The sequence below is a fragment of the Spongiibacter taiwanensis genome, assembly GCF_023702635.1.
GTDB classification, from domain to species: Bacteria; Pseudomonadota; Gammaproteobacteria; order Pseudomonadales; family Spongiibacteraceae; genus Spongiibacter; species Spongiibacter taiwanensis.
Map to the genome: position 1 here is coordinate 1,437,290 of NZ_CP098455.1, position 17,601 is coordinate 1,454,890.

Sequence of the window (17,601 nt, forward strand, 5' to 3'; positions counted from 1 at the left end):
CTATACCCCCAGCAAATACAATAACGGGAAGATGAATATCCACAGCAGGTCAACCATGTGCCAATAGAGGGCCACCGACTCAACTGTCCGCATCTCCGGCTCCCGACCCACCATTCCCGCCTTCACCCAGACAAAGGCAAGCGCCGCCATTCCACCGACGAAGTGCAGGAAATGGGCGCCAGTCAAGGCGTAGTAGAACATGTAAAAGTCGTTGGTCATCATGGTGATGCCGTGGGACAGCTTATCGCCATACTCCCACAGCTTGCTGACCGCAAATCCTAGGCCGACGATAAATGACAACAGTACCCACCGCCGAAACCGGGGCACACTCCCTTCCTTTGCGGCATTAACGGCAAACACAACGAACATGCCACTGGTCACCAAAATGAGGGTATTAATGATCCCCGCCCAGGGATTCAGGGCATTTGCCGACTCGTTGAACAGCACCACATTCTGCGACCGCTCTATCATGAAACCCGCAAAAAGGGCTGCAAAAACAAAGATATCCGCCAGAATAAAGAAATGCACTCCCGCGATGATTTCGCGCCCCGGAGAGCTTCGCTCTCCGGATGCGCGCTCACAGTCCAACCGGCTCATTTACTTGGCCGCCGCAAAACCCGTGCTGGCTTTCTCAGAACCAGCCACGGCTTCGCTTTTCAGGCCCAGCATCTCGGCACGCTCTTGGCGCAGACGCGGAATCGCCTTCCACACGTAATAGCTAATGATCAGGATGTAGAAGAACCAGACCAGGAACTCAACCCAGAAGTTGAGCCAGCCTTGGCGGGCAAACAGACCCGTCTTGAAGAAAGGCATCAGCAGCTCGAACAGGAAGCTCACCCCTGCCCAGATCGAGAACCAGCAGGCCCACCGCGGAAACAGACGCTGCGCCCGCTGATCGGTCAAGCCGGCCACACCAATGGCGACCATGGGAATGGTGGTAATGGCGTAGAACATATCAATCAACAGCCAACCCTGATCGTAAAGCATCTGCAGCATCCACGGCGGCAGAGCCTCGGGACGGTATGCAGCGGTAAGCCAGAACACCGACGACGTCACCAAGGGCACAACGGTCAAACCACCACCCCACATTTGCAACTTCGACATCATGTCGTTGGTGTTAGGATTGATCCACTCCATCACCTTGGTGATAGACAAGGTCCAAGGAAGGTAAAGCACCCCAAACAGCATAGCTCCCGCCATTGCGGCACGGGTCGAGTTATAGTTCTCGCGAAAGTGAGCCGCCGCTTCATCGGCAGTCCAGTCAGCAGGGATCGGCGGGACATTCGAGCCCAAATAACCCCAAAAGAACAAAAAACAGGCCAAAAATAGCGGACCCATGGCGCAGCAGGCTCGCCAATATTTAAAATACTCATCATTACTTAAGTGCGGCATTGGGTTCATGGCATTGCTCCTCCCTTGAAAGCCTCAAGATGGACTTACTTGATTATTAACAATAGGGACAATACTCTGTATTGATCGTTTTATCAATTAAATTTTAGTAACCCGCCTTCGCCACTAAACCAGCGGACTCATTTAATGATTGTCACCTACTCACAACACCGCTACCGACCTCGACAGAGGCCGCTTGTCGGAATAAAGAACGGAAGGATTCAGGAGGGGCAGCGACGACTAATGCTGAGGTGCCAAGTACAGACTTACCAGAGAGTGAATAGTCTGCCGAGTCACCTTTGTCTGACTGCCACTCAAGCGCATATGCACGATGGTGTGAGCCATCCCCAGCACCACCCGGGCGCCATCGGTGGGATCAACCAGCTCAGAGATCGTGTTGTCCTCCCGCCCCTCAACAATCAGTTGCGCAATGGCCTTGACCGTGTCCCGATAAAACTCTTTGTAAAGATCCCATAATTCCCCCCTGGCAGCGCCACTCCACTCCAGCCAAATCAGCGTGAAATCGGGGTCATCATCCACCGCCCGACAGAAGGATTCCAGCATATCCTCAATCCGCTCCGATGCGGACACCTGCTGCTTAACCCGACTGTACACAAAGCCGTCAATCAAGAACTCCCGCACGGCCTTGATCACCTCGGCGCGCAAGTTCTCAATGGTCGGGAAATAATGAAACACGGTGGGGATGGACACTTCAGCAATCTCGGATACATCCGCATGTGTCGCATTAAGAATACCCCGCCGCGCAAAGGCCTTAACACCACAATCGATCAACTGCTTACGCCGAACCTCGGGGGACATCCGACCAGCTCGGCGGCGCGGGGCGGCCTTTTTCACCACATTTGCTTTTGCCCTGGGCAAGCGACTCTCCTACACCCCCATACCTTGGGGTTAGTTCCTATATCTATATTAGGCGTGCAACACACCGCTGCGAGAATCCAAAATTGTAACATAGCCACGCCAACACGCCGCTACTGCGGGCCCGGCTTTACGCCATGAAGGCGACCAAGCACCCCTTGGTGTAAGGCGAGCGCGATCAGAATCATACTGGCGCCGAGCAGCATCCGCACCGATATCGACTCCCCCATGATCATCGCCCCCAGAGCGATCGCCATGACCGGTGTAATCAGGGGAATGAGCGATACGCTCTCTACACTGAGTTGTCTCAGAATGGAATAATATGCAACAAAACCCACTAAAGAACCGAAAATCGCCAGATAAAGGAGAGAGGCTAACGATATCGCACTGACGGATAGGGGAGTCCCGACAGAGGTCAGCCACCAACACAACCCCATACCGGGTAGCGCAAAGGCCATTGCACCAAGGGCCTGCTCTACCGGCGGCACAGCAAACCGGGCGTTAAGGCGTTTGACCCAAAGTGCACTGAACGAAAACACCCCATTTGCCCCCAGCATCAGCAAAATGCCACGACCGCTTCCCGGCGGCAGGCCCTCATCACCCACCAGCAACACCCCCAATCCCGATAAAGCCAACACCAGCGCCGCAACCTTACGCGGGGAAAGTGTACTTTCCCCCAGGATTGGGCCCGCAAGCAGCAGCGTAAAAAAAGGTGCCAAGGCAAACAACAACGAGATCAAACCCGAAGGCAGGTACGTCGCGGCCCAGTACACCAGCGCCATATTGGGAAACAGACTGAGTGATGCCGCCAAATACAATTGCCAGTGCCGCCGCACCATCAGGCCCTGCCAACCTGCCAGGGTGCTCAACACGCACCCTACCCCAAACGCCAGCGCAATTCGCAGACTCAGACTCGCCAGGGGTTCAAGACTGTCACCCCCCAGCTTGATCGCCAGCGGCGTGGTGGCCCAAATAATAATGACCAGTACATAGGTCAACCGTACAAGCATCTTGCTCACCTTCTTGGCAGTCACTCACTGCCCACATGCTTGCCGAGCCAACCTCCGGGAGCCTTAACGAAAAAGGCCGCAGAAGTGAGTCTGCGGCCTTTTGAAAATTCGAGTAACGATCAGATTCGTCTTTTCCTTGCCACAGCAATCCCAGCCCAGCGCAAAATGCAGCGCTTGACGACGGCGAATACCATGGCAAAAGAAATCAACATTGATTCGATACGACTTAACGGAAATTACGCCTAGACTATAATTTTGCCCGGCGCATCGCGCAAGGAATTTGTCGTCACTTGCATTAAGCCCGACGCCTCCACGGGCTTACCTAGGGCCTGTTCACACTAATTGAATTGCACCTGCTGGCGGTCATTTTTGCGGCCAGCTAGGCGGAGGGAGCGCAGTTTGGTTATTCCAAATAAGCGACCGAGAACGACGCTGGGGGCAAAAATGGCCCCAGCCCTTCGGGTTGTGGCTAAAAATCCACCACTCGTCGTCATTCGTCGTTCATTTGGAATAACCAAACCTCTCTCCTCATTCCTAGATTGGCGAATTTTTAGCCACAACAGGCGTAATCCAATTAGTGTGAACAGGCCCTAACACCCGAAACAAACCAGAGAGTATCAAACGCTGTGGAACAGGTTTTCGATACCATCATTATCGGTGCAGGCAGCGCCGGTTGCGTTCTGGCAAACAGACTATCTGCCGACCCCAATCATAAAGTCCTCCTGCTGGAGGCCGGCGGCAACGACCACTGGCATTGGTTTCATATTCCGGTGGGCTACCTGTTTGCGATGGGCAACCCTCGCAGTGACTGGTGCTACCAGCTCACACCTCAGCCGGGCCTAAACGGTCGCAGCCTACCCTACCCTAGAGGAAAGGTGCTGGGCGGCTGCAGCGCCATCAACGGTATGATTTACATGCGCGGCCAAGCAGAGGACTACAACAACTGGAACCTGCCCGGCTGGACCTGGGATGAGGTGCTACCACGTTTCAAACGTTCAGAAAATTTCTATGGCGGGGCCAACGCCTTTCATGGCGATCGCGGCGAGCTCCGGGTGGAGCGGCAGCGATTGCGCTGGCCGGTACTTGAGGCCTGGGAGCTCGCCTGCAACGAATACGGCATTCCCAGCACCGAAGACTTTAACACCGGAGACAATGAAGGCGTTGGCCACTTTCACGTCAACCAGATTCGCGGCCGCCGCTGCTCGGCAAAGCGCGCCTTTCTCGAACCGGTGTTAAATCGAGAAAATCTGACAATCGCCACCCACACACAGGTCGACCAACTCGACTGGCACGGCCATCGCGTCACCGGCGTTCGCGCTTTTAGCGCTGCAAAAGCGCTGACCTTCCAGGCGCGAGAGCGGGTAATTCTGGCCGCCGGCGCGGTGTCTTCCCCCTGCATATTGCAGCGCAGCGGGATTGGCGGCGAAGCCCAACTGCAAGCCGCCGGCGTCACCTGCCGCCACGCTTTACCCGGCGTTGGTAGCAACCTCCAGGACCACCTGCAGATTCGAGTTCAATTCCGTGTCGCCAACACAAAGACGCTTAACTGCCTGAATCGCAGCTGGCTTGGCAAGGCCCGCATGGCCGCCGAATACGCCCTTAACCGCTCAGGGCCGCTATCGATGGCGCCCAGTCAACTCGGCGCCTTTTTCAAATCTGATAAGGATCAGCAGCGCGCCAACCTCGAATATCACGTTCAGCCGATGAGCGCCGAGAAACTTGGCCTGGAGCTGCACCCCTTCCCCGGCATCACCGCCAGTGTCTGCAATCTTCGCCCCAGCTCCCGGGGCAGGGTCGATATTGGCTCGGCGGACCCTCAACAAGCTCCACGTATCGACCCACGCTACCTGACCACAGAGGATGACCGAGATATCGCCGCAAGGTCCATCGAAATCACCCGGGAGATCGCCAGCCAATCAGCGGTGACGGGGTTTGGCCCAAGGGAGATCAAGCCCGGCGCCGCACTGACTCGACCCAACGAACTCGCCAAGGCTGCCGGCGACATTGCCACCACCATTTTCCACCCCGTTGGCACCTGCAAAATGGGCAGAGACGATGATCCGGACGCCGTCACCGATGCAAAGCTGAAAGTCAGGGGGCTAGACAACCTCTACATTGCCGATGCCTCAGTCATGCCGACAATTACCAGCGGCAACACCCACGCCCCGGTGGTGATGATTGCCGAAACACTGGCCGAGCTTCTCGGCGGAAAGCCAACGCTTGCCAGATAAGCTGCTCAGGCTTGCACACCCAGTGTCCGACATCAGCAACTGAAAACAAAAAAGGCCCCGGGCTGGGGGCCAAAACAGGCAATCTCATTTGGACTGAGGCGGTCTGACTCGCTGCTCAAGAACAACCCAGCCCGAATTCAATGTTGCCCGCACGGAGAGGCTCTGCCCTGGGCGGGCAGCATCAGGGCTTAGATGCCGAGAACAATATTCACTACGCCGACCAGGCAAAGGGCGCCAACCACCATGCCCGAAATGGCCAAGCGCAAGCGCCGCATCGCAACGACATCGCTGAGATCATGTGACATTTCCAAACCCTCCAAGCTGTTCAATTCGATGGAGAGATTGTCAGGTAAAGACCGCGACCACATCCTGATCCAGATCAACAAAGCGGCTGTTAATGGGTAGCCCATTACGGTGGGTGATTTTTTGCGGCCGCTGGCCCCATTGCATTAATCTGCATCTCCACCATTGCGGTGAACACCTCAAGGATATCCCGATAATCCGTCCCGGAGACCAACTGGTTCAGCGCCAAGGCGCCCGCCTCTATCGTCGACAGACCATCAGCTCGCGGCGACTTGCGAATTCGGTAGGCGCTCCTCTCTTGCGGTCGCAGCGACAGCTTGGCTAACTGATCAAGCCAGGGGTTGCAGTAGCGAAGCCGCCGGACCTTGCGCCAGGTGCCATCCAACAGAATCACCCGCTTGACCTCCAACCTCGCGTCTCCGCCCGGGGTCGGCGTTTCAGCCGGGTACACCAACACACTCTGTGCCTGCCATTGCTCGCCGAATAGGGCAACGGGGTCAAAGACTTCGCCCACCAGTAGCCTGGCACCCTCGATTGATCTGGCCAACAAGGGCCCGGTGGACATCGCATGACGGGCTTCGCTTGGGTCCTGCAAAATCACTAACTCTAAAGGACAAGGCAGCGTCCGCAGAAAAGGACACAGGCAGGTTGAGCGCGGCCGCTCACAATTTTTACAGACGATTCGACCCATCCGCCGAGTATACCAACCGACCTGGCAGCACCCCAGCATTACGCCGTCAACAGCCGCAAACTCTGACGCAGCCCGCCATTACATGTCCCACAAGCGGTTGGCACCCTGGGCCAGGCCGGCCAGTTCATGCTGCTCCATTTCCAGCAATTGCTCAAAGGTCACCGCTGCGGGGGTCGCCGCGCAACGGCTATGCAAATGACGGTAGAGGTCGGTTAGCTGTTCATGCAAATCCACCACCACCGCCAACAACTGATCCTCACTGAGCAAAGCCCACTGGGCATCCTCCTCTTGCACGGTCGGCAGTGGCTGACGATTCAAAAATTCCGTCACCCACGTTCCCAGCGACTGCTCACTCTCGGTGCGGGACAGCGCCGCAATCTTGGTTGCCAGTTCCTGCTCCCTGTGGGAGATATAGTCGCCCAGCAGTTTGAGCCGGTCATTTCCAGATCTGGCCAGGCTTGCCGGCAAGGTTGAGCCAAACGATTGATGATACTTCGCACTCCAGCCAACAACATCGGCAACGGTTTCAATCTGCACGATTTTTCTCCTGTGGTTACAGCCCCATTTATACCGCACTGTTACCCTTCTCCGACAATCACGCAGCGCCCAGTGTTCCCCAACGAACACCATCCAAGAGACAGAAACCCCAACCAAAAACAGGAAAACTGTTGGCCATAAGCGACACATGACGCGAAAAAGCGACACAGTTTTTATCGACATTTTTTAATCGTTAGACAAGATATAATTTTAAGTTATTTTTTCACAAAACCGGAACGCACCACCCACCTTTGACTCCAAAAAAGCGCAGGAGGCCATAGCGCGGTCCATGCAGACAAGACTCTGCAGTAATAAACCCGCCACCCCCGGGCTTCCCAACAAACGAAACACTATGGAGGTTTACTATGAACATCACCAAGAAAACCCTTTTTAGCGCGGTCATCCTCACCAGCTCCGCCGCCTTTACAGCAAGCACAGCTTACGCCTGTCCAACCTGTCAGGTCGGCGATGGCGGCAGCTTCAGCAATGTCAGCGATACACTCAATGGCACCGTAGACACGCTAAGCGGTGACACTATCTCTGATGCAGCCACCACACTCGATGTCAAAGCCACCCTGAAAGGTACGGACGTAGGCAGCCTCACGACCAGCATCTCCGATGTGGCCAATGGGAACGACACGAGCAACGACAATGATATTGGCGGCATTGGCAACGGTAACAACGCCGGAACAGGCAACACCGTGGACGCGCTTTCTGACTCAGTAAATGATATCGGCAACGGCAACAACGCCGGCAACGACAACAACGTTGAAACCTTGTCGGACGCCGCCCAAGCCAACAATGTGGGCAACGTCAATGGTGCCAGCGGCACGCTTAAGGGTTACAACACCGCACAATTGAATAACGCCATTAAGCAACTCAACCGCGGTTCCACTAACCAGCCGTTGAAAACCAAAGGCGATAACAAGCCCTTGTAATACCACTGCTTAAGAGGGCGGCATTCGCCGCCCTCTCTGTCTTCCGCAGCATCCGAACTCGTTCACACGGTATCGCCTTGCGCACCCTACGGCAGAACAACCACGTGGCGAGCCGGTATGTTGAGACATGATATCGACAAGGATCAACGCATCGTCGACCTTCCCACCTCAGCACAGGCATCGCTGGCCGAGCAGAAACTGTTTAGCAGGTGAAAAACCGTAGATAAGCCGCTACGCATGGGCGCTGATCACAGCGTGGTGATTGACCTTGTTACGACTTACGTTTGCGGGCGCGCGACCCGGCAGCCGCTTTGCTTGAAGATTTTCCACGCCGGGCCGGTTCCGCTCCCCCCTCCAGGTTGGCGAGGGTTTCGATATAGCTGACAAAACGATTGGTGTAACTGGTTGAAAGAGACCCCATTAGCGTCAGGGCCTTCACAGCCAGCATTTGCGGATTGAGCGGTCCCGGATTCTCCGGCCGCTGGCGCAGCGAATGGGCAATACGGTCCTGTCTTTGGCGCTGTCGCTGATATCGCCTGAGCTGGTGAGCCGCCCGCAACCCGTTGTCGCCCTCCGGCGGCGCAGTAGCCGACAGCACCTCAGCACCACCAAAAATTTCACTCTCTTGCCGGCGCAGCTGCCCCTCAAATGAACAAGCGGGAGCATCCCCTTCAAGGGGACCGTCACTGGCGTTGAGCTGTTCGAGTACGCCCTGCCAAGGGGAGGCTTCCTCGCCGCCGCCAGCGCGCTCGACAAGCTCGCGGTGGCAGCAGGTTTTGAGTTGGTCGATCAGGTCCGACAACCTTGGCAGCAACCGTTCGGCAACGCCGTCTCGCCGAGCCCTGGCCCGACGTACCAGATCCTGGGCCTGGGCGTATGCCAGAATATCCATCGCGGCTGCACCGCTGTCCGCAAGTGCATCCAGCTCCCTTGCCAGCGAATCCAGCTTACTCACGGCTAGCGGAATCCGCTCTGGGCACGGGCGCCATCTCCACCCGGCGGTTCTGCGCCCGGCTGGCGCCATCGGTATTGGCAACCACTGGCTGCTGGGCACCAAAGGCAGCGGCGAAGACCCGTTGTGGGGCCATTCCCGCCTCGATCAAGGCTCGGGTAACCGTCAGCGCACGCTGGGCCGACAGCTCCCAGTTGTCCTTAAAGTTTAAGTTGCCTTGCTGAATTGGCAGATCGTCAGTGAACCCGCTGACCATCAACAACTCGTCGTGCTCACTCAAATACTGGTTCAGGGGCTTGATCAGACTGGCTAGCAAAGCCCGGCCGTCGGGCTGCAGCTCGGCGGAATTCAAAGTAAACAAAACGCTGCCACTGATGCCGATTCGGCCGTCACGAAGCGTCACCCGGCCTTGGTCCAGCGGGTCTGCCAAGGCTTGTTCCAGCTCGACGCGCCGCGCCTGCTCCGCCTGCCGCTTGGCCACCTCTTTTTCCAGGGTCTGAGACAGCTCCAGCTGAAACCCTAAGGCCCACACTAGCAGCAGCACAAAAACGCCTACCAGCCCGGTCATCAGATCTCCAAATATCGCCCATATAGGCGGCTCCGGGGTGACTCCCTCGTCCAGCTCGGCCATCTCAGCCCCGCTCCCCCTGGCTGAGGCCTTGAATCTGCTGCAGCAACTCCTGGTGGACCAGCAGATTGTGGTCAATAATTTCTCGGGCCTGCAGCAGGTAGTACTCCATCTGCTCCCGGTTGCGCTCGCCACTTTCAGCCAGCGCCCGCTCAATATCGGTCAAGCGTTGGCCCAAGGCTTGATTGGTCTGACCAAACTCGGTCACTGCGGCGGTAAAGGCCACACCCAAACTGGCCAGCTCATCAGCTCCGGCACTAAAATGCTCTACTTCTGCCTGCAACTTTTCAGCACCGTTAGAAACCGACAAAGACAGCACATCCACCGTTGTTGCCATATGCTGGCGCCCCTCTTCAAGCAGGGTGTTAATGGCCTCGGCCTGGCGCCGACTATTGGCTTCCAGTGTCTCGGTGAGACTATTCAATTGGGCCAATAGCTGCTGGCGCTCCTCGAGCAAGGCATTGTCTCTTTCGATGCTGTTGGAAATTTCACCGCGCAATTTCGCGATTACCTCCGCTGCGGCCTTGGGTGTCTCCGAGGCTGTGGCGATCAGCTCACGCATTGGCTGCTCCAGACTGACCCCGAGCGCCGCCAAGCGCTCGGCGGCAACTGTCTGTAACTGCTCGAGTTGCGCCACCGCCCGATCACCGCGATCTTGCTCCAACTCCGCAAGGTGGTTAAGGCGCGCATCGACAGCATCGAGCAGGGTAGTGAAACGCGTTTCCTGAGCAGCCTGCCAGTGCGCCTCCCCTGACTCCCGCGCCTCCAGTAGCGCGTCGCTCCTGGCGATCAACTCGGCAATGTGTTGGTTCACGGCAGCACTGTTTTGCTGCTCCCGCTCCCGCTGAGTTGCAGCGGCCTCCTGCAAGCTTTGTTGCTGGCGCGCCGCCAGCGCCTGTTGGTTCGCCAACCACTGCTCACCAAGGTGGGTGAATTCGGTGGCAGCCTCCTGCTGACGTAGCGCCGCCTGCCGTTCAAGATCGGCAAATCCCTGCTGCCACTTTGCCGACAACTCAGCATTGCTCTCACGACTTTCCGCCACACCCTGCTGCCAGGCCTCGCCGAGGCCAGCCAGGGAGTTTTTGAGTTGCCCCGTAAGAGAGGAAAGTTGCTCGGTCAGTTGCTCGCTGAGGTCCTGACGCAGCTGCGCGACCTCACGGGCCTGCCCGTGTAGGTAGTCGTTTAACATTGGCTGCAGCATCTCGCCTGCCCGCTGCATACCGGCCCCCAACGACGCATTCAACGAGTGATCAACCGACGCGGCCAGGTCGCGAAAGCGCTGTTCAATCCCAGCCTGCCACTCCCGCTGACCGGCGAGCAATGCCTCAGCATTTTGTTCGGCGCTGGCGGCCAGGCGCTGACTCAACTGATCGAGGCGTTCGGCAACTCCGGGCAAGACTTCAGCCTGCTGCTGAAGCGCTTGGTAGGTTTGCAAGCGCTGTTGTCCCAGTGACAACCCGCTGAAAGCACCAGACATTTCTGCATCCAGCTGCCGGGATGCCTGCAGACGCTCCCGACGACTCAGGGTAGAAATTAAACCCAGCATGGCCGACGCTGTCACACCAGCTACCGAGGTTGCAAATGCCATCCCCAAGCCCTGAATCGGCGCCGCCAAACCGGCCCGAACAGCGCTCAGCTCGCTACTCCCCTCGAGCGCAGTAACCGCCCCCTGCAAGGTGGCGACCATACCGATAAACGTACCGAGCAAGCCCAACATGACCAACAGGCCGACCAGGTAAGGCGTCATCACCGGAGCGGGCAAACCCAAATGCTCACCGCGAATGCGTTGACGCACCGCAACGCGCAAACTTGGGTGTAGCTGCGCGAGCCACCCCGTCAGGTCCTCGACGACGCCTGGCAGCGAGGCCAACGCCCGCAACAGGCTCTGACTGGCTTGCTGGTACCGCCAAAGCTCGACAAAGCCAACGCAGTAACCTACGGCGATCAACAGGGTGACTGCTAGCGCCAGGGCGCTGCCCGCCACAAAACTACTGGCCATCCAAACCACCACCACAACGCCGAGGGCGAAGGCGGCCACTGAGATCATTCTTGTCATCGTTTCGGGGATTCCTCTTCTTCCATCGCCTCCAACAAGCCCAATGCCGGAAGCAGGCGGAAGTCTAATTCTGCCAGCAACAAATTCTGCATCTCGGTGATAAAACGCTGCAGCCAACCACCTGGCTCCAACCAACGATCAACATCGCCCACCTCTGCCTCAGGGCAGGACTGGAGGTAATCATCGCGCAACGCGGCAAAGCGCTTGCCCAAACCTCGCGGCAACCCGGCAAGCAGACGGCGGGTGTGCTCCGCCAAGGGTTCGGCAACGACCTTGTCCAAGCTCGCCAGCTGCGCCAGTCGCGGTGAGCGGGCTGCCAGCGTCTGACGCAGAAAGTGACGCAAGCCGGCTATTTGCCGCTCCATCTCACTTTGATGCAGCTGATAAAACCGCTGAAAGGGGGAGTACCCCGTCTGCGGGTCATGCAAGGTGTCCCGATCGGCACGAGGTAACAAGAATGGCGCAGTATCATCCGCCGCAAAGCTACTGGCGACGGCGGCCAAAATTTCACCCCTGACATTCATAAAGTGCGCGACCGCATCTGTGTCACCGACGGGTTGCGCTTCCATTTTCGGAGAACGCCGAGCCAATGCTCGCAACGCCTCGGCCAAGGCAATGGAGTCAGACAGGTCGATCAACCGTCCCAGCGCCTCGGCTATGCCCCCTTCAGCGCGATTCACCTCAATAAGCCCGACCTCCAGCGCACTGGAAAACAAGCGTGAGGGGCTTTCCGCAAGCGAGGCTTGAATCTGATTCATAGGACTCTTGAGGACCGCAATCGCGGCTGATAGACACAAAGCGAGCGGCCGCTAACCGTGACGACCTGCGTTTTTTTTGGCCGCTCATTATCGCCATTTTAGCCACAGGTTCAAGGACACCGGCGATATCGCCCCCGGCACCACTGCGCCAACAGCCGCCACCCTGGTCGGCGACAACAGCACATGGCTATGCTACCGAACATTAAAAGGTATACTACCGGCATCTTTGCAGGGACAAGGACGACTGAAATGAAACTCACGAAGCAGACTGACTTTGCGTTTCGGACCCTGCTGTTTCTGGCCAGCAAACCCGGCGAGCAGCTCTCAAGCATTCAGCAAGTCTGTGATTTTTATGACATTTCCACCAACCACGTATCCAAAGTGGTGATGAGACTGGTGCGCCTGGGCTACATTGAGGCCGTTCGCGGCAAGGGCGGTGGCATCCGGCTTGGCCGTCCCCCTGAGCAAATTCAGTTACTGGACGTAGTAACCGAGTTCGAGACCACACTCAGGCCCATCAATTGCAGCGAACAGCCCTGCAAAGTCATCCGCAGCTGTCGCCTCAAAAGCGTTTTGGGCTCGGCAATGCAGGCCTTTATGGACGCCCTGTCGGGTTACACCCTGGCGGATATGATCGACGACGACCTACAGGCGGTCGTACTGGCCGGCTAATACACCCTGCCGAGCCGCGACGAGCCCGGATAGCGCTTATTGGGGCTGCAGTGGCGCTCCATCGAAAGCAATACCAGCCCAGCCGAAGCGCATAAAATTGCGGATATTGCCGTGATCGCTCCCGTCCGGGTTGCCCAGCACATCCTTCACGTAGTAATCACCAAAGGCATTCAATGTCGCGGCCTCCGTGAGACCGGCCAGCTGGGCAAAGGCAAATATCTTGCACGACCCATTATTGCTCCCCGCCTCGTTAACTTGCTCGCCATTGTGAAAGGCTGTGGGTTCAAATCGGTAGTGGCTGTCGATAAAGGCCATCACGGTTGCAAATGCAACGGGACCACGATGAAGACGATCGATCAGTTCTTGCTGGGACATTTTTCTGGCACCTCACCAAAGGGCGCCCCATTGTACTGACTCATCCCAAGATGTCGATTCGCGGCGCCACCCGCTACCCAAGAATAAAAAAAGGAAGCCTTAGCGGCTTCCTTTCTAGCAAAGAACCTTGGCATCCAGCGATGCACGTCAGTGAACAGGCACCTGAGTGTTCCAGCGACGCCCCTCGTCACGCCCCCGGTCGAAGCGATCACCCTTGGCATAGTGCTTGTTGCCCTTGTGGTAATACTTGCCGTCGTTCCTGCCAACTTTGCGATCGTATTTCGGCGACCGGTGCCACGAATTGGCATAGCCGCTCCTGCGGTCACCGTAATAACGATCGAAGCGATGATCATTGTTTTTATCGACATAGTAAGTTCGGCTGTAATCCCGATGGCCATAGCCGTGGCCGTGGCGTTCATAACAACGTCGGTGACCGTTATCATGAAAGTGGTAGCTGACCCGGTTTCGGTGATGCTTATCATCGTCCTGAGCGGCATAAAGCAGCGCGGCACCGACCAACACAGCGACCACCGCCTCAGCGCCATCGGCATGGGCGGCCTTTGGCGCCAAAGAGACAGCACACACTGCTATCATCAACGCAACAGCAAACCACTTACCGCGTTTCTGGGTTACCGCCGCACCATCTTTACTGTTTATGGCTGTGCTGTTCATAGCTTGGCTGTTCATCGCTTCGCTCCAGTTGAAAACAGCCCTACGCTAGCAACGCGAAACTGAACGGCACCTGAAATTGCAGACTGCTTTAATAGGCAGCCGAAGCCACTCGGTCGCTCAAGCTATTGCAACGCTGGGCTGCCGCGGCTCGCGCCTCGGAGAATCCAGCAATATCAAAGCTGTCCTCAAAGACGCCAAAGGCGTTCGCTGCAGCAGGGTCTTCCTGTGGCATTGAAATTGTCAGCTGCTGTGAATTGCTAATCAGGTCGATCACTGCCTCATTGGCATACACATGGGCAAACATGACCTGATGCCGATTACCACCCAGCTCTTTGATGGAGACCACCTCCAGGGGCATTTCCAGCGACGTGCCATCAAAACTCGCCAGTATGTTCACTCGCTTGCCAGACAGCCCCCACACATCAGCCCGATCACTGGACCAGATCAGGTATAGCTCATCGTTACCACAAATATTACTGTGCTTGAGCATGCCAAACTTGTGCTGTGATCCCACCAGGCCCGGCACAGTAAATCCGGTAGAATGAGAGATAGGCTCGACTTTCCAGGCATTCCGTTCACCTGCGAAACCTTGTGATACGCACGCTGCAAAGAGCGTAAAAACTAAAGCAAAGCGATACATCATTTTTCTAACCTCGACTTAAGCAAACTGTTTTTTATCGTTTTCGATTTTTGATTTTCTGTCGCAACTGCGACTATACGTAATCACCTTAAAACACGCCCCAGTTCACAATTTTGAGAAAAATCGTTTGTGCTTTTTGCCTCACAAAAACACAAAACGCGCTCATTAGAGAAATCAAAATTGCATCAAGCGCGCACACCAAAAGAAATGCGCAACAGGCCAAACGGGGCATAGTGACCCAAGCCATCTACCGCAAACCGGAGCAAACCCCGTACCAGACTGGACAGCGTAAAAGAAATGCTTTCCCATACCGGCCACGCTCAAGCCAAGAATTTCGGCAAACACAAAATCACAAGGCACGTATAATGCGACATACTATTTCTGCCAGCAAGTTTAGCCCATGCTGATCGAACAACATGAAGATTTTGGCCGCGGCAAGGCAAGCTACTACGAAAGCGAGAGTAACGCAGCCACCTCTCCACCACGGCCTACGCTGCACTTTTCAGCCGCAAACGGTTTCTCAGTTGCTGCTTACCAGCATTTTTTAGACCAATTTGAGAACAACTTCCGAATAGTTGCCCTGGAGAATCGCGGCATCTGGTCAGCGAGTGCACCGCCGCCACAGCTTCATTGGAACACTCACGCCGACGATATGATCGCGCTACTGAACCACCGTCGTCGCACTAAACAGGATACCGCCCCAGTCGTGGCCATCGGGCATTCCATTGGGGGGACGGTTTCCGCCATTGCCGCCAGCAAACGACCCGATCTATTTCGCGCGCTGATCCTGGTGGACCCCGCCGGCCCACCCGGCCGCCACATTTGGCGGCTGCCGCCAGCCATATTGAGGCGCATGATGCGCAACCACAAACTGGTAACGTCCGCAAAAAATCGGCGCAACCAATGGGACTCGGTGGAGCACTTCCACACCAGTATGCGAAGCAAATCGGTTTACAAAACCTTCACCGAACAGGCTATGCGAGAATACGCCCATTCCGCGCTGAAGCAGGATGACCAGAATCAGTTTCAGTTGCGTTACGACCCGCGCTGGGAGGCCCAGAACTTCTGCTCCACCTTTGCACCCTGGTCGGCATTGAAGAAAATTCAGGTCCCGACTTTACTGCTGCGCGCAGAGCAATCTTACATGCACCCATTGGATCACTTTCGACACCTGACAAAGAACCTGCCCGCCAACGTCGAGACTGGCACGATACCTCACGTCGGTCACATGGCGATTCAGGAGGACCCAACAGGGCTGTTCGCCATGTGTCAGACCTGGCTAAACCGGCAAGGCATCTGTGATGAATAGACTTCATTTGCACCCCCGCGCCTGGGGCGCGACCCTGGCGCTTTCCTTGCTCTGGGGCTGCGCCGCGGCGCCGTCCTACCAGCCCATGCCAACCAGCCATTGGCAAACGATCAGCTTTGACGGCAGTAAAATTGGGCACATGCAGCGGCAGCGTACCGCGCACAATAACAGGGTAGTGACCGAATCCTGGATGCGCCTGAAACTGCAGCAGCCCGGCACCGGCATCAGCGACAGCGAGACTCACCTCCGCTACGAAGAGACTCGCCAAGGCGCCCCCGTGTCGATTACCAAACGCTTAGCGACGGACAGCGCCAATGCCGAAATGCGCGCCGAGGTGAATGACGGCGTTCTCGTCGTTCGCCAGAGCAAAGGCGACCGGCCACAAACCTTTACCTTACCGGCGGATTTTATGCTGCCCGAGGGCCGGCGACTGGCCCTGCTGGCCCAGCAGGGTGACCAGCGGCAGCTGAGCTACAGTGACTGGAGTTTCAGTGAAATGCGCTTTGAGCGGTATCAGCTGTTGGCGGAGCGACTCGGCGCGTCCGGCGCGGCGAGTACCGACAACCCTCGCTGGCGCCTGCAACGCAGCCGATTAGATAACGCGCATTCACCCGCAAGCACGTTATTTAGCGATGCCGAATTTATTGTAATGAATGAGTACAGCCAAAGTGCCGGCAAAGCCTTCGCCATGGAGCGCTGCGATCAGGCGTGCGCACTGGCCGACTTCACACCGCAAACCCATGTATACCGCCATCTGATTCGCTCGCCCTATCGCATCACCGAGAACGCATTGGCAGGCACCATCCGTTATCAGATCCACGCCCCTGACAGCCTGCGCCCACCAACAACGAGCGAGCAGACAGTGACCCCGATTGCAGGCGGGTGGCAGATTGAAGTGTGCGAAGCGTGTGGTCAGGAAGCGCCCCCTGAACCCTCGGCGTTAGGCGGTTTTCTCCAGGCAAGTTACTGGCTCAATCCATTGGACCCGGCCCTCGCCGCAATCGCCGCCCCCTACCGGGACAGCCGTGAATATGACGTTGCTAGCGTTATGACTCGCCTCAGCCGCCAGGTTACCCGTCATATGAGCGAGGTGGCCGACTACGCCGGCTACGCCAATGCCGCCGAAGCCTGGACCAATCGCACAGGTGACTGCACCGAGCACGCGCTGGTGCTGGCCAGCCTGGGACGGGCTGCTGGCATTCCAACCCGAGTTGCCTTGGGACTGGCCTACAATAACGACCGTTTTCTCGGACGCCGCTTCGTCTTCGTACCCCATATGTGGGTTCAGGCCTGGACAGGAACACGCTGGCAGAGCTTCGACAGCGCACTTGGCGATTTCAATGCCGGATACATCACTCTGGACCTGAGCCAGGGTGAGGCATCTGCATTAATCGAAATGAACGCAAAACTGCACCAGCTGAAGGTTATTTCAGCGATGCAGGTGCGTAAAAAAGCAGAGGAGAACTGAGAGGCGCCAGATCAGACCAACCACTGGAGCCTAAAGGAGTAAGCCGGTAAAGCGCGACAAGGGTGACCACTGCATTCCTCGGGGGCTATCTATTCA

General features: G+C 56.9%; 18 protein-coding genes. 5 read left to right on the forward strand and 13 right to left on the reverse strand.

The annotated features are described in order from the left end of the window. The 4 genes from NCG89_RS06675 to NCG89_RS06690 form a co-directional block, all read right to left on the reverse strand. Positions 1-597, reverse strand: coding sequence for a cytochrome c oxidase subunit 3 (locus NCG89_RS06675; RefSeq protein ID WP_251088982.1), 597 nt, complete (start codon positions 595-597; stop codon positions 1-3). Then, the gene (locus NCG89_RS06680) at positions 598-1,401 is read right to left on the reverse strand and encodes a hypothetical protein (RefSeq protein ID WP_251088983.1); all 804 of its coding nucleotides are present in this window, start codon (positions 1,399-1,401) and stop codon (positions 598-600) included. A gap of 228 nt (positions 1,402-1,629) precedes the next feature. After that, on the reverse strand, positions 1,630-2,268 hold the full coding sequence (locus NCG89_RS06685) for a TetR/AcrR family transcriptional regulator (RefSeq protein WP_251088984.1): 639 nt from the start codon (positions 2,266-2,268) through the stop codon (positions 1,630-1,632). Positions 2,269-2,378: 110 nt separating this feature from the next. Next, entirely contained in the window at positions 2,379-3,275 is an 897-nt protein-coding gene (locus tag NCG89_RS06690; protein ID WP_251088985.1) for a DMT family transporter, read from the reverse strand. A 626-nt stretch (positions 3,276-3,901) separates the two neighbouring features. Between NCG89_RS06690 and NCG89_RS06695 the strand changes: the two genes are divergently transcribed. Beyond that, positions 3,902-5,506, forward strand: a complete 1,605-nt coding sequence (locus NCG89_RS06695; protein ID WP_251088986.1) for a GMC family oxidoreductase — start codon at positions 3,902-3,904, stop codon at positions 5,504-5,506. Between the two features lie 409 nt (positions 5,507-5,915). On the opposite strand, the gene NCG89_RS06700 is transcribed toward NCG89_RS06695, so the two are convergent. Continuing rightward, the gene (locus NCG89_RS06700; protein WP_349631928.1) at positions 5,916-6,539 is read right to left on the reverse strand and encodes a tRNA-uridine aminocarboxypropyltransferase; all 624 of its coding nucleotides are present in this window, start codon (positions 6,537-6,539) and stop codon (positions 5,916-5,918) included. Between the two features lie 39 nt (positions 6,540-6,578). Next, positions 6,579-7,037, reverse strand: a complete 459-nt coding sequence (locus NCG89_RS06705) for a hypothetical protein (protein ID WP_251088988.1) — start codon at positions 7,035-7,037, stop codon at positions 6,579-6,581. 365 nt (positions 7,038-7,402) lie between these two features. Between NCG89_RS06705 and NCG89_RS06710 the strand changes: the two genes are divergently transcribed. After that, positions 7,403-7,975, forward strand: a complete 573-nt coding sequence (locus NCG89_RS06710; RefSeq protein ID WP_251088989.1) for a hypothetical protein — start codon at positions 7,403-7,405, stop codon at positions 7,973-7,975. A gap of 271 nt (positions 7,976-8,246) precedes the next feature. On the opposite strand, the gene NCG89_RS06715 is transcribed toward NCG89_RS06710, so the two are convergent. The 4 genes from NCG89_RS06715 to NCG89_RS06730 all read right to left on the reverse strand — a co-directional run bounded on the left by NCG89_RS06715 (position 8,247) and on the right by NCG89_RS06730 (position 12,369). Next, entirely contained in the window at positions 8,247-8,930 is a 684-nt protein-coding gene (locus tag NCG89_RS06715; protein ID WP_251088990.1) for a DUF2894 domain-containing protein, read from the reverse strand. Then, complete coding sequence (locus tag NCG89_RS06720; protein ID WP_251088991.1) at positions 8,923-9,495, reverse strand: OmpA family protein; 573 nt, start codon at positions 9,493-9,495, stop codon at positions 8,923-8,925. The genes NCG89_RS06715 and NCG89_RS06720 overlap by 8 nt, the downstream gene beginning before the upstream one ends. A gap of 64 nt (positions 9,496-9,559) precedes the next feature. Then, positions 9,560-11,611, reverse strand: coding sequence for a hypothetical protein (locus tag NCG89_RS06725; protein ID WP_251088992.1), 2,052 nt, complete (start codon positions 11,609-11,611; stop codon positions 9,560-9,562). Further along, positions 11,608-12,369, reverse strand: a complete 762-nt coding sequence (locus NCG89_RS06730) for a DUF3348 family protein (RefSeq protein WP_251088993.1) — start codon at positions 12,367-12,369, stop codon at positions 11,608-11,610. The genes NCG89_RS06725 and NCG89_RS06730 overlap by 4 nt, the downstream gene beginning before the upstream one ends. A gap of 249 nt (positions 12,370-12,618) precedes the next feature. Here NCG89_RS06730 and NCG89_RS06735 point away from each other — a divergent pair, with 249 nt between their 5' ends. After that, the gene (locus NCG89_RS06735; RefSeq protein WP_251088994.1) at positions 12,619-13,041 is read left to right on the forward strand and encodes an Rrf2 family transcriptional regulator; all 423 of its coding nucleotides are present in this window, start codon (positions 12,619-12,621) and stop codon (positions 13,039-13,041) included. A gap of 36 nt (positions 13,042-13,077) precedes the next feature. Here NCG89_RS06735 and NCG89_RS06740 read toward each other — a convergent pair whose 3' ends face one another. The 3 genes from NCG89_RS06740 to NCG89_RS06750 form a co-directional block, all read right to left on the reverse strand. Next, complete coding sequence (locus tag NCG89_RS06740; protein WP_251088995.1) at positions 13,078-13,416, reverse strand: HopJ type III effector protein; 339 nt, start codon at positions 13,414-13,416, stop codon at positions 13,078-13,080. A 147-nt stretch (positions 13,417-13,563) separates the two neighbouring features. Continuing rightward, on the reverse strand, positions 13,564-14,103 hold the full coding sequence (locus NCG89_RS06745) for a hypothetical protein (RefSeq protein ID WP_251088996.1): 540 nt from the start codon (positions 14,101-14,103) through the stop codon (positions 13,564-13,566). A 73-nt stretch (positions 14,104-14,176) separates the two neighbouring features. Continuing rightward, a complete protein-coding gene (locus tag NCG89_RS06750) occupies positions 14,177-14,578 on the reverse strand; it encodes a hypothetical protein (protein WP_251088997.1) in 402 nt (133 codons plus the stop codon). Positions 14,579-15,128: 550 nt separating this feature from the next. Here NCG89_RS06750 and NCG89_RS06755 point away from each other — a divergent pair. Then, positions 15,129-16,037: an alpha/beta fold hydrolase gene (locus tag NCG89_RS06755; protein WP_251088998.1), complete on the forward strand. Its 909-nt coding sequence runs from the start codon at positions 15,129-15,131 to the stop codon at positions 16,035-16,037. Next, the gene (locus NCG89_RS06760) at positions 16,030-17,505 is read left to right on the forward strand and encodes a transglutaminase-like domain-containing protein (RefSeq protein WP_251088999.1); all 1,476 of its coding nucleotides are present in this window, start codon (positions 16,030-16,032) and stop codon (positions 17,503-17,505) included. The genes NCG89_RS06755 and NCG89_RS06760 overlap by 8 nt, the downstream gene beginning before the upstream one ends. Positions 17,506-17,601 lie beyond the last annotated feature (96 nt).

Excerpts from the sequence above, each read along its gene's own strand:
- NCG89_RS06675 (WP_251088982.1), bottom strand. The coding sequence starts at position 597 with ATGAGCCGGTTGGACTGTGAGCGCGCATCCGGAGAGCGAAGCTCTCCG.
- NCG89_RS06680 (WP_251088983.1), bottom strand. The coding sequence starts at position 1,401 with ATGAACCCAATGCCGCACTTAAGTAATGATGAGTATTTTAAATATTGG.
- NCG89_RS06690 (WP_251088985.1), bottom strand. The coding sequence starts at position 3,275 with ATGCTTGTACGGTTGACCTATGTACTGGTCATTATTATTTGGGCCACC.
- NCG89_RS06700 (WP_349631928.1), bottom strand. The coding sequence starts at position 6,539 with ATGCTGGGGTGCTGCCAGGTCGGTTGGTATACTCGGCGGATGGGTCGA.
- NCG89_RS06710 (WP_251088989.1), top strand. The coding sequence starts at position 7,403 with ATGAACATCACCAAGAAAACCCTTTTTAGCGCGGTCATCCTCACCAGC.
- NCG89_RS06720 (WP_251088991.1), bottom strand. The coding sequence starts at position 9,495 with ATGACCGGGCTGGTAGGCGTTTTTGTGCTGCTGCTAGTGTGGGCCTTA.
- NCG89_RS06725 (WP_251088992.1), bottom strand. The coding sequence starts at position 11,611 with ATGACAAGAATGATCTCAGTGGCCGCCTTCGCCCTCGGCGTTGTGGTG.
- NCG89_RS06730 (WP_251088993.1), bottom strand. The coding sequence starts at position 12,369 with ATGAATCAGATTCAAGCCTCGCTTGCGGAAAGCCCCTCACGCTTGTTT.
- NCG89_RS06735 (WP_251088994.1), top strand. The coding sequence starts at position 12,619 with ATGAAACTCACGAAGCAGACTGACTTTGCGTTTCGGACCCTGCTGTTT.
- NCG89_RS06740 (WP_251088995.1), bottom strand. The coding sequence starts at position 13,416 with ATGTCCCAGCAAGAACTGATCGATCGTCTTCATCGTGGTCCCGTTGCA.
- NCG89_RS06745 (WP_251088996.1), bottom strand. The coding sequence starts at position 14,103 with ATGAACAGCCAAGCTATGAACAGCACAGCCATAAACAGTAAAGATGGT.
- NCG89_RS06750 (WP_251088997.1), bottom strand. The coding sequence starts at position 14,578 with ATGCTCAAGCACAGTAATATTTGTGGTAACGATGAGCTATACCTGATC.
- NCG89_RS06755 (WP_251088998.1), top strand. The coding sequence starts at position 15,129 with ATGCTGATCGAACAACATGAAGATTTTGGCCGCGGCAAGGCAAGCTAC.
- NCG89_RS06760 (WP_251088999.1), top strand. The coding sequence starts at position 16,030 with ATGAATAGACTTCATTTGCACCCCCGCGCCTGGGGCGCGACCCTGGCG.